Genomic DNA, 21,024 nt, shown 5'->3' on the forward strand with positions numbered 1-21,024 from the left:
TCATCCCAAACCATCGTTCTCAACGGTCCAGGTCGAACCTCATGCCCCATCCCCTCCTCGTCTCCGCAAATGACGCCTCGACGCCCATCTGGCTCGTGAGCGAACGGACCTGGCCGGAGATCGCCGGGCAGCTCCCGCCGATCGCTCGGGGTTTTGCGAAGGCGCAGGGCTTCGAGGGCAAGGCCGGGAGCCACTGCCTGCTCCCCAACACGGACGGCGGCCTCGCGGGCGTCGTCTTCGGCCTGAACGGCACGGATGCCAGGCACAGCGATCCGTTCCTCGTCGGCAAGCTCCCGACCCTTTTGCCCGACGGGGACTACCGCTTCGAGACCGACCCGCCGAACCCGACGCTCGCGACCCTCGCGTGGCTTCTGGGCAGCTACAGCTTCGACCGCTATCGCAAGCGCGGCGAGAAGTCGGTTCGCCTCGTGACGCCGAAGGGCGTCGAGGCCGACGAGATCTCGCACATCGCGGACGCGGTCTATGCCAGCCGTGACCTCGTCAATACGCCCACCAGCGATCTCGGCCCCGACGGAATCGAGGCGGCCGCACGGGAACTGGCCGAGCGGCACGGCGCCGCCTTCACCAGCATCGTGGGCGACGATCTTCTGGCGCGAAACTTCCCGATGATCCATGCGGTCGGCCGTGCCTCGATCACGCCGCCGCGCCTGATCGATTTCACCTGGGGCAAGGCCGATGCGCCGCGCGTCACCCTGGTGGGCAAGGGCGTCGCTTTCGATACCGGCGGTCTCGACATCAAGCCCGCCTCCTCGATGCTGCTCATGCGCAAGGACATGGGCGGTGCGGCCGCCACCCTCGCGCTCGCCTCGATGATCATGGATGCCGGGCTGCCCGTGCGCCTGCGCGTGCTGATTCCGGCGGTCGAGAACTCCATCTCCGGTAACGCGTTCCGGCCGGGAGACATTCTGCCGAGCCGCAAGGGCATCACGGTGGAGATCGGCAACACCGATGCGGAAGGCCGGCTCATCCTGGCCGATGCCCTGGCGCTCGCGGACGAGGAGAGCCCCGACCTCCTGGTCGATTTCGCCACCCTCACGGGGGCTGCCCGCGTGGCGCTGGGGCCCGAGCTGCCGCCCTTCTACACCGATGACGATGCGCTGGCCGCCGACATCGCCCGCCACGGCATGGCGGAGAACGATCCCGTATGGCGCATGCCGCTCTGGGCGCCCTACCAGAGCCAGCTCGATTCCAAGTTCGCCGACATGAACAACACCGGCGGGCCCATGGGCGGCTCCATCACGGCGGCCCTGTTCCTGCGGCGCTTCGTGTCGTCCGCGCAGGCGCACGTGCATTTCGACATCTTCGCCTGGAACAATTCCACCAGGCCCGCGCGGCCCGAAGGCGGCGAGGTTCAGGCGGCCCGCGCCATGTATGCTCTCCTGAAGGAGCGCTATGGCGTCTGACCGGATGGCAGAAATGCCTCGAACAGGGTAGAAGATGGCATGATCGTTCCGGAGCCGTCCCGATGAGTTTCGACCGCCGCATCACGCCCGTCCGCGCAGACCTGGCCGATGAACGCCTGCGCGGGCAGGTCGAGGCCGAACGTTTCACCACCGGGACGGTCAGGCGCATCGTCTCCCCGTTCTCGCCCCTGCACCGCCATCCCTCCCGCGAAGCGCCCGTCGACACGCAGGCGATCTTTGGGGAAAGCGTGACCGTCTACGACGAGCACGAGGGCTGGGCCTGGGTGCAACTCCATGGCGACGGCTATGTGGGCTATCTGTCGAGCGTTGCTCTAGGGGAAGCCAGAGACGCGCCAACCCACAGGGTCCGGGCGATCCGGACCTTCATCTACCCGGGCCCCAACCTGAAACTGCCTTTTCAGGACTACCTGACGCTGAACTCCACGGTGGCCGTGACGGAAACACAGGGCGATTACGCGCGGCTTGCCACCGGCGGCTGGGTCTTCGCCCCGCACCTGGACGGGCTCGACACGTTCGAAGACGATTACGTGAGCGTCGCCGAGCGCTTCCTGCACACGCCCTATCTCTGGGGCGGCAAGACGAGCCTCGGCATCGACTGCTCGGGACTGGCCCAGACCGTGCTGGCTGCCGCCGGCATCGAGGCTCCGCGCGACAGCGACATGCAGGAGCGCGCACTCGGGACGCCCGTCGCGGTGACACCGGGCCTCAGCGGCCTCCAGCGCGGCGATCTCGTGTTCTGGAAGGGCCATGTGGGGCTGATGATGGACGCCACGAACGTCATCCACGCCACCGGCCACAGCATGACCGTGATGATCGAGCCGCTCGCGGTCGCCGAGGAGCGTATCCGCCGGACGAGCTACGGGCCGATCAGCTCGATCAAGCGGCTCGGCTGAACTCTCGCAGCCGGGACTGTCCTCTCGGCGATTTCTCTCGTCATGGCCGGGCCTGTCTCGGCCATCCCGCTACGGAAAGGCGCGGCGCGACAACCAATCGGGATCACCGGCACAAGGCCGGTGATGACGTTGACGTCACGGGCCTTCATTGGAGCTGCTTCCACTCACGTGGAATCATCTCTCTTCGTTGCCGAGCCGCATTTTTTGACGGTGAACCGAATCCACTTCACCGAAAAATGCTCTAATAGCCCCGCGTCCGATCAACGACATTCTCGAACGCCTCCCCGGCCTCATGGCGGCGGATCTGCCGCGCGATGTAGCGCGCCGTCGCTTCCGGCTCGCTCGTCGCCGAGTTGTGCGGGGTGATCGTCACGCGCGGATGCGACCAGAGGGGTGATGCCTCCGGCAGGGGCTCCGTCTCGAACACGTCGAGGGTCGCCGCCATCAGCGTGCCGTCGTCGAGGCAGGAGAGGATGTCCGCCTCGACTTGCAGCTTGCCGCGCCCCGCATTGATCAGGATCGGGCCGCCGAGCCTGCCGTCGCGTGGGAGTTTCTCGAACAGGGAGCGATTGAGGATGCCCTTCGTGTCCGGCGTGAGCGGCATGAGCGCGATGAGGATGTCGGTTCGGTTCAGGAACGGGGTCAATCCCCCCTCGCCCGCATAGACCTCGAAGCCTTCGACGGCTTTCGGCGTGCGGCTCCAGCCGGCCACATCGAAGCCCATCATCGTCAGCTTGCGCGCGGAATCCTGCCCCAGCACCCCGAACCCCATGATGCCGACGCGCACGTCTCCGGCGATCGGCGGCGCCCGGTCGGGGTTCCAGCGCTTCGCCTTCTGGTCCTCGTCGAAGCGGCGCTGCTCGCGCAGGTGCATGAGGCAATGGAGCACCATGTACTCGCTCATGCGATGGGTGAGATCGTCCTGCGCCACGCGCACGATGGGCACGTCGGGCAGATTCGGATAGCTCATCAGGTGATCGACGCCCGCGCCCAGCGAGAAGATCGCCTCGAGGCTCGACAGGTTGGACAGGCTCCCGGGCTTCGGGCCCCAGGTCGCCACATAGCGGATGGCGCTCCTGTCGAAATCCTCGCCCAGCACGGCGATGTCCCGATCCGGCAGGTGGCGCCGGAAGCGCTCGACCCAGGGCTGCGTCTCCCAGGTGACGGCGACAAGAAGGCTCATGCGCTCGCTCCGATCCGGTCGAGAATCGTGGGACCGGGGGCAGCCTTGCCCTCGCCGATCACGTAGGCGGCGCGCACCGCCCGCGCGGCCGCGTCTGCCGCTGCTTCGGTGCGGGCATGCACGATAGCGATCGGGCGATGGGCGTCGACCGTCTCGCCGATGGCCGCGAGGTAAGTGAGGCCCACTGCGTGATCGATCGGATCCTGCGGACGGGTGCGGCCTCCGCCGAGGGCCACGACGGCGACGCCGATGCCGCGCGCGGCCACCTTCTGCACGACTCCGGCATGCTCGGCGTGGATGTCACGAACGACCGGCGCAGCCTGCAGATGGCTCTTGTGCCTTTCCAGGAAATCGCCAGGACCGCCGAGAGCGACCACCATGCGCTGGAACACTTCTGCCGCTTTCCCGGACGAGATCGCGCGTTCGATCCTGTCGCGCGCCTCCTCGATGGTGGCGGCAAGCTTGCCGAGCAGCAGCATCTCGGCGGAGAGTTCCACCGTCACCTCGTGGAAGCGCTTCTCGCGGCGCCGTCCCGTCAGGTAATCGACCGCATAGGCCATCTCCACCGCATTGCCGGCCGCAGAAGCCAGCGACTCGTTCATGTCGGTGAGAAGCGCGCTTGTGGGAAGGCCCGCCCCATTGGCCACGAGCACGAGGCTCTCGGCGAGCTTGCGCGCATCCTCGGCATTGTCCATGAAGGCGCCGGTGCCGAACTTCACGTCCATCACGAGGCCCTGGAGCCCCGCCGCCAGCTTCTTCGAGAGGATCGACGCGGTGATGAGATCGATCGACTCGACCGTCGCGGTCACGTCACGGATGGCGTAGAGGCGCTTGTCGGCCGGCGCGAGATCGGCCGTCTGGCCGATGATGGCGCAGCCGACCTCCCGCGTGACGCGCCTGAACGTGTCGATATCGGGCTGCGTGACATAGCCCGGGATGGAGTCGAACTTGTCGAGGGTGCCGCCCGTGTGGCCGAGGCCGCGTCCGGAAATCATCGGCACATAGCCGCCGCAGGCCGCGACCGCGGGACCGAGCGCGAGGCTCACCGTGTCGCCGACGCCTCCCGTCGAATGCTTGTCGAGAACCGGGCCCGGCAGATCCCAGGTGAGCACCGTGCCCGAATGCATCATCGCGCGCGTCAGGGCCACGCGCTCCGGCACGGACAGCCCCTGAAAGAAGATCGCCATGGCGAAGGACGCCGCCTGCCCTTCGGTGACGCGGCCTGCCGTGAGGCCCTCGATGAAGTGCTCGATGTGCTCGGGATCGAGCGTGCCGCCGTCGCGCTTGTGGCGGATGATTTCCTGGGGCAGAAGCGTCATGTCAGTAGGTTCCGGTGGCCGCCGTGCCGGCCCGTCCTTCGATGGCGGCGATGAGCGCGTCGTAGACGCTGCTCGCGCCGATGCGGAATGTCCGCGGCGTCGCCCAGCCCGGGCCCATGACGCGGTCGGCGAGGTCGAGATAGATCTTCGCGTCCGCAACCGTGCGGATGCCCCCGGAGGGCTTGAGCCCGACGGACCGGCCTGACGCCCTGATCGCATTGAGCATGATCTCGGCGGCCTCGGGCGTCGCCGAAACAGGCGTCTTGCCGGTCGACGTCTTGATGAAGTCCGCTCCCGCCGCGATGGCGATGCGGCTTGCGGTCTCGATCAGGTGCGGATCCTTCAGCTCGCCCGTTTCAAGGATCACCTTCAGCAGGCGTCCCTGATCGACGAGATCGCGCACCGCCTCCACCATCTCGGTCGCCACGGCCAAGTCACCGCGGCGCACGGCACCGTAAGGCAGCACGAGGTCGATCTCGTTGGCGCCGTCGGAAAGGGCTTCCTGCGTATCGTCGGTGACGCGGCTCACGTCCTCGCCTCCGGCGGGGAAATTCACCACCGTGGCGATGCGCACGGGCGATCCCCGCAGGTTTTCCTGCGAACGCTTCACGAATTGCGGCCACACGCAGACGGCCGCCACCGGCCCATGCGGATCAACCGCCCTCTTGCAGAGCGCGTCGATGGCCTGATCGGTGCAGGTCTCCGTCAGGTCGGTGAGATCGAGACTGCGCAGGGCGCGGCTTGCGATGGTCGCATCAGACATGGGGCAGCTCCGCAACGAAGGACCGGATGAGACGCTTGAACTTCTCTGACGCTTCCGCCGCCGTATCCTTGGTTTCCTGATGGGAGGGCGAAGCGCCTTCGATGCCGGCGGCAAGGTTCGTGACGACCGAGACGGCCGCGGCCTTCAGGCCGTGATAGCGGGCGAGGATCACCTCCGGCACCGTCGACATGCCGACCAGGTCACCGCCGAGGATCTGCACCATCCTGATTTCGGCCGGGGTCTCGAAGCTCGGGCCGGAGAGCCACGCATAGACGCCTTCGGGCAGGTCGATGCCGCTCTTACGCGCGGCGCGCTGCAGGATCTGGCGCAGGTCCGAGTCGTAGGCGTTGGTGAGCGAGACGAAGCGGCCCTCGGAGTGATCCCGCAGGAGCGGATTGCCGCCCGAGAGGTTCAGGTGATCGCTGATCGCCACGAGGCTTCCGGGACGAATATCGGGGCGCACCGATCCTGCGGCATTGGTGGCCACGAAAACCGGAATGCCAAGCTCCTTCACGAGGGCGACCGGAATGCGCATCGCCCCTGCATCGCCCGTTTCGTAGTAATGAGCGCGGCCCTGGAACAGGAGCACCCGCTTGCCTTCGAGGGATCCGGTCACGAGCTTGCCGGCATGGCCGGAAACCCCGCTTCCCGGAAAATGCGGGATCTCAGCGTATGGGAGGCTGACCGCATCGCTCAGCTCGTCGACGAGGGTTCCGAGCCCCGTGCCGAGCACGAATGCCGCGTCGAAATGGCCGTCGAAGCCACGGGCACGGACAAATTCGGCCGCTTCCTGAATCATCTGGTGCATCGTCATCGTTTCAGGCCTGAACGGCAGGCCATCCTTTCATCGTCGCAAAAGGCTTCGGATCCGATCTAGCGATCCGTCAAATTGTCGGGCCCGAAGGAAAAGGGCAACAGCTCGTCGAGCGTGAAGCGCTTCCGGATTCCCTCGGGACCGGCAATGTGAATGGGCGTGTCGGGCGCGGCGAACTCGCGGATGCGCTGGCGGCAGCCGCCGCAGGGCGTGACGAGGTGCTCGCCCTCCCCCATCACCACGATTTCGGCGATGCGGCCTTCCCCGGCCGCGATCATCGCCGAGATGGCTCCGGCTTCCGCGCAGGAGCCGACCGGATAGGCTGCGTTCTCCACGTTGCATCCGGTGAAGACCCGACCTCCGGGCGTGGCGATCGCAGCCCCGACCTTGAAGCGCGAATAGGGCGCATAGGCCCTGGCCTGAATCGCCTTGGCGGCCTCGAACAGAGTGTCCAGCGATGCCATGGTCAGCGCTCCTTCACATAAGGCACGCCCGCGGCCCGGGGCGGGATCGCCTTGCCGATGACGCCGGCGAGCAGGATGACGGTCATGAGATAGGGCAGCGCCTGGATCGCCTGGACCGGAACCTCGCCGATGCCGGGCAGCGAGATTCCCTGCAGGCGGATCGCGATGGCATCGAGCAGCCCGAACAGGAAGCACGCACCGAGCGCCGGCCAGGCCCGCCACTTGGCGAAAATCAGGGCCGCGAGCGCAATGAAGCCCTTGCCGGCCGTCATGTTGGGCAGGAAGCCCGCCGATTGGCCGACCGAGAGATAGGTTCCGCCGATGCCGCAGAGGACGCCGCCGATGATCACGGCGGTATAGCGCAGGCCGGTCACCGAGATGCCCGCCGTATCGACCGCGGCCGGGTTCTCGCCGACCGCGCGCAGGCGAAGACCGAAGCGGGTCCGCCCCAGCACGAACCAGGTGAGCGGCACGGCCAGCAGCACGATGTAGACCAGGGCCGAATGGCCGAAGATCGCATCGCCGAACCGCTGCACGCCCTCGAGCGGCGGCGTACGCCCGCCCTGGCCGTACCAGGCATTGCCCACGATGGCCGTCAGCCCTGCGGCCAGCATGTTGATGGCGACGCCGGAGACGATCTGGTTGCCGCGCTGGCTGATGGAGGCGAAGCCGTGGATGAGACCGAAGACCACCGATGCGCCGATCCCGGCGACAAGCCCGATCCAGGCAGACCCGAAGGCATAGGCTGCCGCCGCCGCGGCAAAAGCCGCCACCAGCATCTTGCCCTCGAGGCCGATATCCACCACGCCGGAGCGTTCGGACCAGAGCCCGGCCAGGCACGCGGCGAGAAGCGGGATCGAGAGCCGCAGGGCCGAGTCGAAGACCGTGACGAGAGAGCTGAGATCCATGGCTCAGGCCCTCGCCAGCTTCTGGCGCGTGAACAGATGCGCCACGGCGCGCCGGAAGAGCCCGTCGAGGGCGCCCGCGAACAGGATGATGATGCCGCCGATCACCACCACCATGTCGCGGGTGATGGCCGGCTGCTCGAAGGCCAGTTCGGCGCCGCCCTGGTAGAGAATGCCGAAGAGGAGCGAGGCCAGGATGATGCCGACGGGATGCGCCCGCCCCATGAGGGCCACGGCGATGCCGACGAAGCCGTAGCCGGAGGTGAATTCCAGCAGCAGGCGATGCTGATAGCCCATGAGCTCGTTGACCGCGAGGCCTCCCGCCAGCGCACCGGAGATGACCATCGCGACGATGATGATGCGCGCGGGCGAGATGCCCGCATAGACGGCCGCCGTCGGGTTCGATCCGACGACGCGGATCGCGTAGCCCAGGCGCGAGCGGTAGATGAGGAGCCAGACGAAGTAGGACGCGGCCAGGGCGACCACGAGCGTCAGATTGAGCTGCGAGGCCGGGATCTCGATGCCGAACGCGGCGAAGACGTCGTGCATGAACGGAATATAGGACTGTTCAGGGAAGGCGCGGGTTTCCGGGTTCATGGATTGCGGCTCGCGCAGCACGTTCACCAGGAGGTAGACGATGAGCACGCTGGCCAGCCAGTTGAACATGATCGTCGTGATGACGATGTGGCTGCCGCGCTTCGCCTGGAGATAGCCGGGAACGGCCGCCCAGGCCGCCCCGAAGGCCGCGGCCCCGAGAATGCCGAGCGGGATGAGCAGGAAGCCCGGCAGAAAGGTCAGGTTGTTGAGCACGAGCGCGATGCCCAGACCCGCCAGGGTCGCCTGCCCTTCGCCGCCGATGTTGAAAAGCCCGGCATGGTAGGCCACCGCGACCGCCAGTCCGACGAAGATGAAATCGGTCATGTAGAACAGGGTGAAGCCGAGCCCCTCCCCGGTGCCGAGGCTGCCCTGGATGAGATAGCGGGTGGCCGAGAGCGGGTTCTCGCCGATGCCGAGCACGACGAGGCCGGCGACGAGGAAAGCCGCCACCACGGAGATGGCGGGCACGAGAACCGTGTCGGCCCATTTGGGCAGGTCGAGTGGAGCGCTCACGTCTGACTATCCGGCAGGAACAGGTGCCCCTGCTCATCGAGAGGAAAGAACGGGTTCCAGGCGATTTCCCAGAGGTGCCCGTCGGGATCGGCGACATAGCCCGAATAACCGCCCCAGAACACGTCCTGCAACGGCTTGATGGGCGTCGCGCCCGCCTTCACGGCAAGGGCGAAGACCTCGTCGGCCTCTTGCCTGGAATGCGCGTTGTAGGCGAGCGTGATGGCGGCAAAGCCCGTGGGCTTGTCCTCGACATGGGCGTCTTCGGCGAGCGCAGCGCGTCCGAACAAAGCCAGCGCCAACCCATTCGCCTGGAAAAAGACAACGGTGGGCTGACTGGCGTTCGAAGCCGTCCAGCCCCAGGACTCATAGAATGCGCGGGACTTCGCGAGATCGGAGACGCCGAGCGTGACGAGGGTCAGCCGTGGTTGCATCACGCCGCCTCGTCCGTCACGCCGGCCATGAGCAGGCCGAGCTCCTGCTCGTTCGTCTCGGAGGCCCGGCGCTCGCCGGTGATCCTGCCGCCGCACATGGTGAGGATGCGGTCGGACAGATTCATGATCTCGTCGAGTTCCACGGACACGAGGAGGATGGCGACGCCCGCGTCGCGCAGGCCGATGAGGCGCCGGTGGATGAACTCGATGGCCCCGATGTCGACGCCGCGGGTCGGCTGGCCGACGAGCAGCACCTTCGGGTTACGCTCGATCTCGCGCGCCAGCACGATCTTCTGCTGGTTGCCGCCGGAAAATTTCGAGGATTTCAGCCGCGGGGCCGGCGGGCGCACGTCGTACTGCTCCATCTTCTTCGCCAGATCCGCGATCAGGCGGTCATGGTCGAGGATCGGCCCGCGGCCGAGATGGGGCTCGTCGCTGAAGCCCAGGATGGCGCTCTCGAAAGCCGGGAAGGCCGGGACGAGGCCCATGCGCAGCCGGTCCTCGGGCACGTGCAGCAATCCGAGCTGGCGCATGCGGTGGGGATTGTGCTCCGAGGCCGGAATGTCCCGTCCCTCGAGCCGGACCGAGCCGAACGCGGGATGGCGCATGCCGGCGATCGCTTCCATCAGCTCGCTCTGGCCGTTGCCGGCCACGCCCGCGACGCCGACGATCTCCCCCGCGCGCACGGCGAAGGTCGCGTTGGCCACCCGCACCACGCCGCGGGAATCGACGACCGAGAGGTCCTTGACCTCGAGCAGCGGCGCACCGGGCGTCTTGTCCGCCTTCTCGACGCGCAGGAGCACGCGACGACCGACCATCAGCTCGGCCAGCTCCGGGGGCGAGGTGTCGGCCGTCTCGACGCTCGCGACCATCTCGCCGCGCCGCATGACCGAGACCCGATCGGTGATCGCCATGATCTCGCGCAGCTTGTGCGTGATGAGGATGACGGTCTTGCCCTGCTCCTTGAGGGAGCGGAGCAGGACGAACAGCGCATCGGCCTCGGCCGGCGTCAGCACGGCGGTGGGCTCGTCGAGGATCAGGATATCGGCTCCGCGATAGAGGGCCTTCAGGATCTCCACGCGCTGCTGCAGGCCGACCGAGAGGTCGCCGACGGTCGCGTCCACGTCGATCTCGAGGCCGTAATCCCTGGCGAGCCGCGCGAGCTCGGCGCGGGCCCTGGCCTCGCCTGCGCGCAGCATGGCGCCGCCTTCGGCGCCGAGCATCACGTTGTCGACGACGCTCAGGGGCTCCACCAGCATGAAATGCTGGTGGACCATGCCGATTCCGGCATGAATGGCGTCGTTCGGCGTGCGGATGGAAATTCTCTTGCCGTTTACGTGGATCTCCCCGGTATCGGCCTCGTAGAAGCCGTACAGGATCGACATCAGGGTCGATTTGCCCGCGCCGTTCTCGCCGACGATGCCGTGGATCGTGCCGCGCTCCACGCGCAGGTTCACGTCCCGGTTGGCGTGAACGGCGCCGAAGCTCTTGTTGATGGCAATGAGTTCAATGGCTGGTGACATCGGCCTCGATTGATCTGCCGGCAATGGGGACATGAATGCCGGATCTTATCGGAAAAACAGAACCCGGTCGAAAAAGATTCGGCCGCAGGCCTTTGCGGGCCTGCGGCCGAAACGAGGTTCATCTTACATCGGGCACTTGGAGTCCGACATGTAGTCGTGCACCTTGATGGCGCCGGACTTGATGTCGGCGGCGGCCTTGTCGGCGGCGGCCTTCATGTCGGCGGTGATCAGCGACTTGTTGTTGTCGTCGAGCGCCCAGGCGACGCCGTCCTCGGCCAGACCCAGAACTGCCACGCCGGCCTTGAACGCGCCCTGCTTGGCCTGATCGAAGGCGTTGTAGGTCGCCACGTCCACGCGCTTGACCATGGAGGTCAGGATCTTGCCCGGATGCAGGCCGTTCTGGTTCGAGTCCACGCCGATGCCGAGCTTGCCCGCGTCGGCGGTGGCGCGCAGGACACCCACCCCGGTGCCGCCGGCCGCGTGATAGATCACGTCGGCGCCGCGATCGATCTGGCTCTTGGCGAGCTCGCCGCCCTTCACGGGATCGTTCCAGGCCGCCCCCGTGGTGCCGGTCATGTTCTGGAACACCTCGCCGTCCTTCTTGGCGTATTTCACGCCCTGGACGTAGCCGCAGGCGAACTTGCGGATGAGCGGAATGTCCATGCCGCCCACGAAGCCGACCTTGCCCGACTTGGACGCCTGAGCGGCCAGGAGCCCGACCAGGAACGAGCCCTCGTGCTCCTTGAACACGATGGACTGCACGTTGGGCTTCTCGACCACGGCATCGATGATGGCGAACTGGGTCTTCGGGAACTCCTCGGCGACCTTCTTCAGCGCGGTCTCCTGGGAGAAGCCGACGGCCACGATGGGCGAGAAGCCGTCACGGGCGAAGCGGCGCAGGGCCTGCTCGCGCTGAGCGTCGTTCTGCGGCTCGAAATCGCGGTAGTCGGTGCCCGTGTCCTTCTTGAACTTCTCGGCGCCCGTGTGAACGCCCTCGTTGAAGGATTTGTCGAACTTGCCGCCCAGATCGTAGACGACGGCGGGCTTGAAGGCGGCCTGCTGCGCGAAGGCAGCCGAGGCGGAAAAGGCGAGCCCCGCGAGCGCGAGGCCGAACTTGGTAACTGTCATCGGCTTTGTTCCCTGTTAGACGCCGGCTTTCTGCCGGTTGCCCCCTGACGATGGCACGGCAAGGGTCACGACGCCAAGGCCCCTGTCAAGGCGGCATGTGACTTCCTTCAAGGAATAGTTGATAGCTAAACCGATTCCCGTAAGGTCATGACATGGCTCTCGCATCGGACGAAATCGACCGCTATGCCCGACACCTCGTCCTGCGCGACGTGGGCGGGCCAGGCCAGCTGAAGCTGAAGGCCGCTCGCGTGCTCGTGATCGGGGCCGGCGGCCTGGGGGCGCCCCTGCTCCAGTACCTCGCCGCGGCCGGAATCGGCACCATCGGGGTCGTGGACGACGACGTGGTGAGCCTGTCAAACCTGCAGCGGCAGGTGATCCATGGCACGCCGGATCTCGGCCGCCCCAAGGTGGAGAGCGCCGTCGGGGCGATTGAACGGCTCAACCCGCATGTGAGGGTCGAGCCTCACCCCGTCCGTCTGACGGGGGAGAACGCGCGGGATCTCATCCGCCGCTACGACATCGTGGCCGACGGGTCGGACAATTTCGACACCCGCTACGCGGTGTCCGACGCATGCTTTTTCGAGAAGAAGCCCCTGGTGACGGCGGCGCTCGGGCAGTTCGACGGGTCGCTCACCACGATCCGGGCCCATGAGACCGGCCAGGACGGCAAGCCGAACCCCACCTATCGCTGTCTCTTCCCCTCCCCGCCTCCGGCCGGCGCCATTCCGACCTGCGCGGAAGCCGGAGTTCTCGGGGCTCTCGCCGGAGTGATGGGCAGCCTGATGGCCATGGAGGTGATCCGCGAGATCGTCGGCTTCGGCGACAGCCTCGTCGGGCGCCTGCTGATGGTCGATGCGCGCGCGATGCGGTTCGACGCCGTTCGCTATGCATGGGACGAGGCGAACCCGCTGAGCGGAACGGAACGCCCGGACACGGCCTGAGCCGCGTCCGGGCGGATCTTTTCTTACCCGCGCAGCACTGCGCCGGTCTTCTTGGACACCTCGCCGACGATCTTGGCCGACACGGCCTCGATCTCCACGTCGGTGAGCGTCTTCTCGGTGGGCTGAAGGGTGACCGCGATGGCGACGGACTTCTTGTCCGGATCGATGCCGGTGCCCTCGTAGATGTCGAACACGTCGACGCCCACGATCAGCTGGCGCTCGGCTCCCTGCGCGGCTTTCACGATGTCGCCCGCGGCCACGTTGCGGCCGACCACGAAGGCGAAGTCGCGGGTGAGAGGCTGGAAATCGGGCAGGCTCAGCTTCGGCTTCATCTTGGTCGGCTTGGCCTTGGGCGGCGGCAGCGCGTTGAGATTGAGCTCGAAGGCCACCAGCGGGCCCTTCAGGTCCAGCGCCTTCAGGATCTTCGGATGCACCTCGCCGAAGGCCCCGACCACGTTCTTGGGTCCGAACTGCAGCGTGGCCGAACGGCCCGGATGGAACCAGGCCGGACCACCGGCGACGATCTGGAGCCCCCCGGCAGGGATCCCCAACGCCGCGAGCAGAGCCAGCACGTCCGCCTTGGCGTCGAAAGCGTCGACGCTCTGCGCGCCGCCGTCCCAATGGCGGCCGACGCCCTCCGCCCGGGCCGTCCCGCGACGGACGGCTGCGGCCTTGATCGACTGGCCCTCCGGCTCGTCGGACGCGAAGGTCTGGCCGACCTCGAAGAGCGCCACGTCGCTAAAGCCCCGGTCCGCATTGCGCTGCGCCGCCTTCAGGAGCCCCGGCAGCAGGCTCGGACGCATGTCGGAGAGCTCGGCCGCGATCGGGTTGGCGAGCGCCAGCCGGCCGTCGCCGCCGCCGAACAGCTCCGCCTCGCTCCTGGCAATGAACGACCAGGTCACGGCCTCCACCAGCCCCCGTACGGCCAAGGCCCGGCGGGCGAGCCGCGTGCGCTTCTGGATGAGGGTCAGGATGGGCTTGGCGACCGTGTCCTCCAGGCGCGGGAGGGGCTTCGATTCGATGCGGTCGAGGCCGGCGATGCGGATGACCTCCTCGACGAGATCCGCCTTGCCCTCGATATCCGGGCGCCAGGACGGCGCCGTCACGCTGACGCGCTCTCCCGAACCCTGAACGGCGAAGCCGAGCTTCGTGAGGATCTGCTCGGACTCGGCAGGCTTGACGTCGAGCCCCGACAGGCGCGGGACCTCGCTCCATGGGAAATCGATCACGCGCTTGTTCTCGGGCACCTGTCCGGCCACCATGGCCTCGCTCGCTTCGCCGCCGCACAGGTCGATGACGAGCCTGGTGGCGAGATCGAGGCCCGGCACCGTGAAGGCCGGATCGACCCCGCGCTCGAAGCGGTAGCGCGCATCGGTGATGATGCCGAGCTTGCGGCCGGTCTGCGCGATGTTGAGCGGGTCCCAGAGAGCCGATTCGATCAGCACCTCGGTCGTATTCTCGTCGCAGCCCGAATGCTCGCCGCCCATGATGCCGCCGATGGACTCGACGCCGTTCTCGTCGGCGATCACCACGACGCCGGGGTCGAGCCTGTAGGTGCGGGTGTCGAGGGCCAGCACCTCCTCGCCGTCCCTGGCCCGGCGGACGGTCAGGTTGCCCTTCACCTTCCTGGCGTCGAACACATGGAGCGGACGGCCCCGATCGAAGGTCATGTAGTTGGTGATGTCGACGAGCGCGTTGATCGGACGGAGGCCGATGGAGAGCAGGCGACGCTGCATCCAGTCCGGCGACGGGCCGTTCTTCACGCCACGCACGAGGCGGAGCGCGAAGGCCGGGCAGAGCGTCTCGTCCTCGATCGTCACGGAGACCGGGCAGGGCCCCCTGCCCTCGACGGGCGCGACGGCATCGGACTTGAGCGTCCCGAGACCGGCCGCCGCCAAGTCCCGGGCGATGCCGTGGATCGACGTGCAGTCGGGGCGGTTCGGCGTGAGATTGATCTCGATCACCGGGTCGTCGAGGCCCGCATAGGCCGCATAGGGCTGACCGACCGGGGCATCCTCGGGCAGATCTATGATGCCGTCGTGGTCGTCCGAGATCTCGAGCTCCGATCCCGAGCACAGCATGCCGGCGCTCTCGACGCCCCGGATGGTGCCGACGCCGAGCGTGATGTTCTTGCCCGGAATGTAGGTGCCGGGCGGCGCGAACACGCTCTTCATGCCGGTGCGGGCGTTCGGGGCGCCGCAGACCACCTGGATCGGGGCGCCCGCGCCGGTATCGACCATGCACACCCGCAGGCGATCGGCGTTCGGGTGCTGCTCGGCGGAGATCACATAGGCCACCGTGTAGGGCGCCAGGGACTTCGCCTTGTCCTCGACCCCTTCGACCTCGAGGCCGATGCGGGTGAGCGTCTCGACGATCTCGTCGAGGGAGGCTGTGGTCTCGAGATGATCCTTCAGCCAGGAGAGGGTGAATTTCATGGGTGCTCTCCGCTTAGGAAGTCAGGCCGCTGACCAGCGACGGAATGTCGAGCGGGCGGAAGCCGTAATGGTTCAGCCAGCGCACATCGGCCTCGAAGAAGGGGCGCAGGTCCGGCATGCCGTATTTGAGCATGGCGATGCGGTCGATCCCCATGCCCCAGGCGAAGCCCTGATACTCGTCCGGATCGAGCCCGCAATTGCGGAGCACGTTCGGATGGACCATGCCGCAGCCGAGGATCTCGAGCCAGTCCGTGCCTTCGCCGAAGCGGATTTCGCCGCCCTTGCGCGAGCACTGGATGTCGACCTCGGCGGAGGGTTCCGTGAAGGGGAAGAAGGACGGGCGGAACCGCATCTTCACCTGCTCGACCTCGAAGAAGGCCTTGCAGAACTCTTCCAGGATCCACTTCATGTGCGCGATGTTGGCCTGCTTGTCGATGACGAGGCCTTCCACCTGGTGGAACATCGGCGTGTGGGTCTGATCCGAGTCGTGGCGATAGGTCCGGCCCGGGATGATCACCCGGATCGGCGGCTTCTGCGAGGTCATGGTGCGGATCTGGACCGGCGAGGTGTGCGTGCGCAGCACCTTGCGCTCGCCCTTCTCGTCTGGGGCGAGGAAGAAGGTGTCGTGCATCTCGCGGGCCGGATGCCCCTCGGGGAAGTTGAGCGCCGTGAAGTTGAGGTAATCCGTCTCGATGTCCGGCCCCTCGGCCACGGAGAAGCCCATATCGGCGAAGATCGCGGTCAGTTCCTCGATCACCTGGCTGATCGGATGGACGCGCCCGCGAATCTCGGGAGCTTCCGGGACCGGCAGCGTCACGTCGATGCGCTCGGCGGCAAGGCGCGCTTCGAGCGCGGCCTCGGCGAGGGTTTCCTTCTTGGCGACAATGGCGCCCTGAACCTTGTCGCGCAGGCCGTTGATGAGCGGTCCGTGTTCCTTGCGCTCCTCCGGCGTCATGGCGCCGAGGGTTTTCAGCAGTTCGGAGACGGAGCCCTTCTTGCCGAGCGCGGACACGCGCACGGTTTCCAGGGCCGCTTCGTCGCCGGCGGCATCGACCTGGGAAAGCAGGTCTCGTTCGAGTTGATTGAGGTCAGTCATCGGTCCCTTGCCAGATGCAAGCGCTTTGAGTGAGGCGCGGCGCGGGAACCGTCAAGTCTTCCGAGCCGCGTGGTGGCGACCGACAGCCCTTTGGCCGTCAGCGCGAATGGTCTCGGAGAAGGGGGAGTCAGGCGGTGCGGCTGAAGGATCAGCCGCACCGAAGCTGGTCTATCCGACCGTTAGGCGGCCTGCTGCGGCAGGGCGGCCTTGGCGGCGTCCACATAGGCGGCGAAAGCCGCCGGCTCGTGGATGGCCATTTCGGACAGGACCTTGCGATCGACCTCGATCCCAGCCTTGCCGAGACCGTCGATAAATCGGGAATAGGTCAAGCCATGCGTGCGGACGGCAGCGTTGAGGCGCTGGATCCAGAGAGCGCGGAAGGTGCGCTTCTTGTTGCGACGGTCGCGAGTGGCATATTGCATGCTCTTCTCGACCGCCTGCTTGGCGATGCGGATGGTGTTCTTGCGGCGGCCGTAGAAACCCTTGGCGGCCTTGAAAACCTTCTTGTGCTTGGCGTGGGCGGTAACGCCCCGTTTGACGCGGGCCATGGAAAAACTCCTTCAAAATCCGGGATGTGGGGGAAGAACCGCCTTAGCCGTTCGGCAGGAAGTACTTCTTCACGTTGTAGGCATCGCCCTCGAACAGGGTGGTCGTGCCACGCAGGTTGCGGATCTGCTTGTTCGACCGCTTGATCATCCCGTGGCGCTTGCCGGCCTGGGCGTAGACGACCTTGCCGGTGCCAGTGATCTTGAAGCGCTTTTTCGCGCCAGACTTCGTCTTCAGCTTGGGCATTTGGCTCTCCTTTGGTCAGGCCGATGGGGCGGTTCTCACCGCCTTGCAGGCCCAGTCTTGCTGCTTGAGCAAAACGAACCGCCACGGCAGCCCTCACAGCCGGGCGGTTCGATGAAGGGCGGCTTATGGCAGAAGCGCGCCCAAAAAGCAATGGCCGCCGGAACCCCGACGGCCATGAATTTCTCTGACGGAGGAACCGCTTACCGCGGCGCCAGGACCATGACGACCTGACGGCCCTCGAAGTTCGGCTCCATCTCGACCTTGGCGAGATCGCCCACATCGGCCTTGACCCGATCGAGGACCTTCAGGCCCAGGGACTGGTGCGCCATCTCGCGGCCGCGGAAGCGCAGGGTGATCTTCACCTTGTTGCCTTCCTCGAAGAAGCCCTTCATCGCCTTCATCTTGACCTCGTAATCGTGGTCGTCGATGCCGGGACGCAGCTTGATTTCCTTGACCTCGACCGTCTTCTGCTTCTTGCGGGCCTCGGCGGCCTTCTTCTGCTCGAGAAAGCGGAATTTGCCGTAATCGAGGATCTTGCAGACGGGAGGATTGGCGTTCGGCGAGATCTCCACGAGATCGAGGCCGGCCTCTTCGGCCACCTTGAGGGCATCGAAGAAGGGGACGACGCCCCGGTTCTGCCCTGCATCGTCGATCAGCTGCACTTCGCGAACACCGCGAATGTCTCGGTTGGCGCGCGGTCCGTCCTTTTGCGGCACCGGCATGGCTCTCATTGGTCTGCGAATGGCTCGTATCTCCTGTTGAGGGCTAGGCCGAGGATCGGAGATTCCAAGGAATCCCTGCGGTGCATGCTCAGCCTTGCCACGAATGAACTGACATTTCGCGCAAATGCGCGGGAAGTCAACTTGTTCTATGGGTAAAACGGCCTGTCAGAAGGTCCGAATACACATCGAGGGTGCTCGATACCATGCGCTCGAGCGAGAAATGACGCTCCACATGGGACCGGGCCCTGGCGCCGAGGGCGATTCTGGCGCTGGCCCCCAGGCTCAGCGCCGCCCCGACCGCCTCGGCGAGCGCATCGGGATCGCCCGCCGGAATCCGCCAGCCCGTGCGCTCGTGCGGCGGTACGGCCGGCGGGGACAGAACGGTCTCGGGCACGGCCCCGAGATCGGACACGACCACGGGGGTTCCCATGGCCTGCGCCTCCACGGCCGAGCGGCCGAAGGCCTCGGGCTCGGTCGAGGGCACGGTGACCACGGAGGCCGCCAGGAAGGCCGCCGGCATGTCGGTGCAGTGCCCGACCCGGCGCACGACGCCCTTCAGCCTCCGGGCCTCGATCAGGCCGTCGAGATCCTTCACGTAGGAATCCCGCCCCTGCGGATCCCCGGCGAGGATGTAGGCCACGTCCGTCAGGCCCGCGTCCCGCAGCCTGGCGGCGGCCTCGATCAGCACCTTCTGGCCCTTCCACCCGGTCAGACGGGCGGCGAGCAGCACCACGCGCTCGTGGGGCGAGACCTCCCAGGCCTTTCGCAGGGCCTCGATCCGCTCCGGCGCCACGGCCTGCGGGGAGAACACGGCGAAATCCGTTCCCCGGTGGATGACCCGGATTCGCTCTCCGGCCTGCGGATAGACAGAGCGGATCAACTCGCCCGTGTACTCGGAATTGGCGATGACCGCGTCCCCCCGGGCCATGACGGAATTGTAGAGGACCTTGACCGAGGAGCGGCCGGAATAACTGCCGTGATAGGTCGTGACGAACGGAATGTTGAGCGAGCGCGCAGCGCCCAGCCCCACCCAGGCCGGCGCCCGCGAGCGGGCATGCACCAGGGACACCCGCTCGTTGTGGCAGATGCGGGCGAGCTTGCGCACGTTGAGGAGCATGGAGAACGGGTTCTTCGTCGCCGCCGGGAACGGGATCCACACCCCTCCCTTGGTCTGAAGCTCGCCGACGAGCCGCCCGCCCTCGGTGGCCACGAGGGCGCGGGCCCCGGCATGGACCAGCCCCTCGGCAATGTCGACGGTGGTCCGCTCGGCTCCGCCGGCCTCCAGTTCGGGCACGATCTGCAGGATGGTCCGGCCCTCGAGCGGGTGCCTATGGGACGATGGAAAAGCCGTCCCTCCGCCGGGTCGCGCTGAAAAACTCACGGATGTAAGAGCCTTCTGAAAAGAATCGTCTAGAAACGGTTGCTTCAAAGCAGTTGAGGATGAGTTAACCATGCCGCAAAGCGTCACGGCTGGCCAGGATGCCCGCCCCATCGCCGTCCTGTTCCGGGAGGGCAAGGGCCCGCCCGTCGTCTGGCTCGGGGGCTTCAAGTCCGACATGCGCGCGACCAAGGCGACCGCCCTGGACACCTGGGCGGAGGCGAATGGCCGCGCCTTCCTGCGCTTCGATTATAGCGGCCATGGCGAGTCGGGAGGAGCCTTCGAGGACGGGACCATCTCCCGCTGGCTCGAGGATGCCCTGACCGTCATCGAGCGGTTCGTGAAGGAGCGCCCCGTCCTCGTCGGCTCCTCCATGGGCGGGTGGATCAGCCTGCTCGCAGCCCGGCACCTCATGGAAAAGCGGCCGGAGATCGCTCCCGCGGGGATCGTTCTCATCGCCCCGGCGGTCGACATGACCGAGCGGCTGATGTGGCGGCGTTTCCCCGAGGATCTCAAAAAGAGCGTGCAGGACACCGGGGTCTATCACCGGCCCTCGGCCTATTCCGACGATCCGTACCCGATCACATGGACGCTGATCGAGGACGGGCGCCGGCATCTCCTCCTCGGAGGTCCGATCCGGACCGGTTGCCCGGTCCATATCCTGCAGGGCATGGAGGATCCGGACGTGCCGTCGAGCCACGCCCTCGAACTCGTCGAGCACCTGCCGGGAGACAGCGTGTCGCTGACCCTGATCAAGGACGGCGACCACCGGCTCTCCCGGCCGGAGGACATCGAACGGCTGATCGCTGCGGTGGAGGGGATTGCCTGATGCCAGGGGAGACGGTGAGCCCTAATGCAGGCTCACCGTCGTCAGGTCATGCGCCCAGGCATTGGCCACGGCGGCGTCGTGGTTGTCGGTCAGCAGGATCGGTTCGCCGCTGGCGGACAGGAGGGCGAAGAGGCGCATGCCGGGCTCGAGCTTGGGAGCCTGGGGGAACAGCCGCGCCACCTCGTCGGATTCGAGCGGCTTCACGTAAGCCATCTGCCCCACGCCCAGGGAGGCCAGTTCGGCGACCCCGAGAACCGGCTCGGCATGGTGTTTGATATCGAAGTTCATGGACATCTCCTTGGTGCGGATGCCGTCACACCTTGTCCGACGCGATGATGTCGATCTTGCGGACGATCCGTTCCGGCTCGGGCCGGACGAGATCGATCGACAACAACCCGTTGGACAGGTCCGCGCCCATGACCTCCATGCCGTCGACAAGGAGGAAGGTGCGCTGGAACTGACGGGCGGCGATGCCGCGATGAAGGAAGTGCCTTGTCTTGTCGTCGGACTGTCGGCCCCGGATCACGAGCTGGTTCTCCTCCAGGGTCACCTCCAGCTGGTCCCGGGTGAAACCGGCGACGGCCAGGGTGATGCGGAGGCGCTCGGGAGCGTGCTCCGTGCGGGCCAGGCGCTCGATGTTGTAGGGCGGATAGCCGTCTCCCGCCGCCTTGGCGACACGGTCGAGGGCCTGCTCGATCTCATCGAAGCCTAGCAGGAACGGATGCCCAAAGGGCGACTGACGCGACATGTTCGAAGCCCAAGGTTAGAGGCACTTCGGTTGGTTTTGAGCCCGCCGATGCGGCACTCAAGTGGCTCCGGACGGAGCCGCTGTCGGCAATATGGCGATGGTGTC

22 protein-coding genes are annotated in these 21,024 nt (G+C 66.7%); 4 read left to right on the plus strand and 18 right to left on the minus strand.

Features of this window, described 5'->3' with window-relative positions:
• The first annotated feature begins 41 nt into the window (after nucleotides 1–41).
• Nucleotides 42–1,424: a leucyl aminopeptidase family protein gene (locus OCW50_RS20020; RefSeq protein WP_262298694.1), complete on the plus strand. Its 1,383-nt coding sequence runs from the start codon at nucleotides 42–44 to the stop codon at nucleotides 1,422–1,424.
• A 62-nt stretch (nucleotides 1,425–1,486) separates the two neighbouring features.
• The gene (locus tag OCW50_RS20025) at nucleotides 1,487–2,338 is read left to right on the plus strand and encodes a C40 family peptidase (protein WP_262298695.1); all 852 of its coding nucleotides are present in this window, start codon (nucleotides 1,487–1,489) and stop codon (nucleotides 2,336–2,338) included.
• Between the two features lie 241 nt (nucleotides 2,339–2,579).
• On the opposite strand, the gene OCW50_RS20030 is transcribed toward OCW50_RS20025, so the two are convergent.
• From OCW50_RS20030 to OCW50_RS20075, 10 genes are all read right to left on the minus strand, one after another.
• Nucleotides 2,580–3,521 (minus strand): 2-hydroxyacid dehydrogenase, encoded by a 942-nt coding sequence (locus tag OCW50_RS20030; protein WP_262298696.1) that lies wholly within the window; start codon nucleotides 3,519–3,521, stop codon nucleotides 2,580–2,582.
• A complete protein-coding gene (gene deoA, locus OCW50_RS20035) occupies nucleotides 3,518–4,840 on the minus strand; it encodes a thymidine phosphorylase (protein ID WP_262298697.1) in 1,323 nt (440 codons plus the stop codon). The genes OCW50_RS20030 and deoA overlap by 4 nt, the downstream gene beginning before the upstream one ends.
• A 1-nt stretch (nucleotide 4,841) precedes the next feature.
• Entirely contained in the window at nucleotides 4,842–5,603 is a 762-nt protein-coding gene (deoC, locus tag OCW50_RS20040; protein ID WP_262298698.1) for a deoxyribose-phosphate aldolase, read from the minus strand.
• Nucleotides 5,596–6,417, minus strand: a complete 822-nt coding sequence (locus OCW50_RS20045; RefSeq protein WP_262298699.1) for a purine-nucleoside phosphorylase — start codon at nucleotides 6,415–6,417, stop codon at nucleotides 5,596–5,598. Before OCW50_RS20045 ends, deoC begins: the two co-directional genes overlap by 8 nt.
• A gap of 59 nt (nucleotides 6,418–6,476) precedes the next feature.
• The gene (locus OCW50_RS20050) at nucleotides 6,477–6,881 is read right to left on the minus strand and encodes a cytidine deaminase (protein WP_262298700.1); all 405 of its coding nucleotides are present in this window, start codon (nucleotides 6,879–6,881) and stop codon (nucleotides 6,477–6,479) included.
• Nucleotides 6,882–6,883: 2 nt separating this feature from the next.
• Entirely contained in the window at nucleotides 6,884–7,789 is a 906-nt protein-coding gene (locus tag OCW50_RS20055; protein WP_262270672.1) for an ABC transporter permease, read from the minus strand.
• Nucleotides 7,790–7,792: 3 nt separating this feature from the next.
• Nucleotides 7,793–8,896, minus strand: coding sequence for an ABC transporter permease (locus tag OCW50_RS20060; protein WP_262298701.1), 1,104 nt, complete (start codon nucleotides 8,894–8,896; stop codon nucleotides 7,793–7,795).
• The gene (locus OCW50_RS20065) at nucleotides 8,893–9,327 is read right to left on the minus strand and encodes a VOC family protein (protein ID WP_262270670.1); all 435 of its coding nucleotides are present in this window, start codon (nucleotides 9,325–9,327) and stop codon (nucleotides 8,893–8,895) included. Before OCW50_RS20065 ends, OCW50_RS20060 begins: the two co-directional genes overlap by 4 nt.
• Nucleotides 9,327–10,850 carry an ABC transporter ATP-binding protein gene (locus tag OCW50_RS20070; RefSeq protein WP_262298702.1) on the minus strand — a complete coding sequence of 508 codons (1,524 nt, stop codon included), beginning with the start codon at nucleotides 10,848–10,850 and terminating at the stop codon, nucleotides 9,327–9,329. Before OCW50_RS20070 ends, OCW50_RS20065 begins: the two co-directional genes overlap by 1 nt.
• Before the next feature lie 123 nt (nucleotides 10,851–10,973).
• Complete coding sequence (locus OCW50_RS20075; RefSeq protein WP_262298703.1) at nucleotides 10,974–11,978, minus strand: BMP family lipoprotein; 1,005 nt, start codon at nucleotides 11,976–11,978, stop codon at nucleotides 10,974–10,976.
• A gap of 152 nt (nucleotides 11,979–12,130) precedes the next feature.
• Between OCW50_RS20075 and OCW50_RS20080 the strand changes: the two genes are divergently transcribed.
• Nucleotides 12,131–12,919 (plus strand): HesA/MoeB/ThiF family protein, encoded by a 789-nt coding sequence (locus OCW50_RS20080; protein WP_262270667.1) that lies wholly within the window; start codon nucleotides 12,131–12,133, stop codon nucleotides 12,917–12,919.
• A 23-nt stretch (nucleotides 12,920–12,942) separates the two neighbouring features.
• On the opposite strand, the gene pheT is transcribed toward OCW50_RS20080, so the two are convergent.
• The 6 genes from pheT to OCW50_RS20110 form a co-directional block, all read right to left on the minus strand.
• Entirely contained in the window at nucleotides 12,943–15,354 is a 2,412-nt protein-coding gene (pheT, locus tag OCW50_RS20085) for a phenylalanine--tRNA ligase subunit beta (RefSeq protein ID WP_262298704.1), read from the minus strand.
• Nucleotides 15,355–15,367: 13 nt separating this feature from the next.
• Nucleotides 15,368–16,450 carry a phenylalanine--tRNA ligase subunit alpha gene (pheS, locus tag OCW50_RS20090; protein ID WP_262298705.1) on the minus strand — a complete coding sequence of 361 codons (1,083 nt, stop codon included), beginning with the start codon at nucleotides 16,448–16,450 and terminating at the stop codon, nucleotides 15,368–15,370.
• A 179-nt stretch (nucleotides 16,451–16,629) separates the two neighbouring features.
• Nucleotides 16,630–16,998 carry a 50S ribosomal protein L20 gene (gene rplT / locus OCW50_RS20095; RefSeq protein WP_009494554.1) on the minus strand — a complete coding sequence of 123 codons (369 nt, stop codon included), beginning with the start codon at nucleotides 16,996–16,998 and terminating at the stop codon, nucleotides 16,630–16,632.
• 43 nt (nucleotides 16,999–17,041) lie between these two features.
• Nucleotides 17,042–17,242, minus strand: a complete 201-nt coding sequence (rpmI, locus tag OCW50_RS20100) for a 50S ribosomal protein L35 (RefSeq protein ID WP_047187697.1) — start codon at nucleotides 17,240–17,242, stop codon at nucleotides 17,042–17,044.
• Between the two features lie 200 nt (nucleotides 17,243–17,442).
• Entirely contained in the window at nucleotides 17,443–17,964 is a 522-nt protein-coding gene (gene infC / locus OCW50_RS20105) for a translation initiation factor IF-3 (RefSeq protein ID WP_245435431.1), read from the minus strand.
• Between the two features lie 136 nt (nucleotides 17,965–18,100).
• Nucleotides 18,101–19,345, minus strand: coding sequence for a glycosyltransferase family 4 protein (locus tag OCW50_RS20110; protein WP_262298706.1), 1,245 nt, complete (start codon nucleotides 19,343–19,345; stop codon nucleotides 18,101–18,103).
• A 70-nt stretch (nucleotides 19,346–19,415) separates the two neighbouring features.
• On the opposite strand from OCW50_RS20110, the gene OCW50_RS20115 reads away from it, so the two are divergent.
• Nucleotides 19,416–20,171: an alpha/beta hydrolase gene (locus OCW50_RS20115; protein WP_262298707.1), complete on the plus strand. Its 756-nt coding sequence runs from the start codon at nucleotides 19,416–19,418 to the stop codon at nucleotides 20,169–20,171.
• Nucleotides 20,172–20,192: 21 nt separating this feature from the next.
• Here the strand turns inward: OCW50_RS20115 and OCW50_RS20120 are convergent, their stop codons facing one another.
• Nucleotides 20,193–20,459 carry a BQ00720 family protein gene (locus tag OCW50_RS20120; protein WP_262270662.1) on the minus strand — a complete coding sequence of 89 codons (267 nt, stop codon included), beginning with the start codon at nucleotides 20,457–20,459 and terminating at the stop codon, nucleotides 20,193–20,195.
• A gap of 25 nt (nucleotides 20,460–20,484) precedes the next feature.
• Nucleotides 20,485–20,919 carry an Hsp20 family protein gene (locus OCW50_RS20125; protein WP_262029997.1) on the minus strand — a complete coding sequence of 145 codons (435 nt, stop codon included), beginning with the start codon at nucleotides 20,917–20,919 and terminating at the stop codon, nucleotides 20,485–20,487.
• Nucleotides 20,920–21,024 lie beyond the last annotated feature (105 nt).

This window comes from Microvirga sesbaniae (genome assembly GCF_025460805.1).
GTDB classification, from domain to species: Bacteria; Pseudomonadota; Alphaproteobacteria; order Rhizobiales; family Beijerinckiaceae; genus Microvirga; species Microvirga sesbaniae.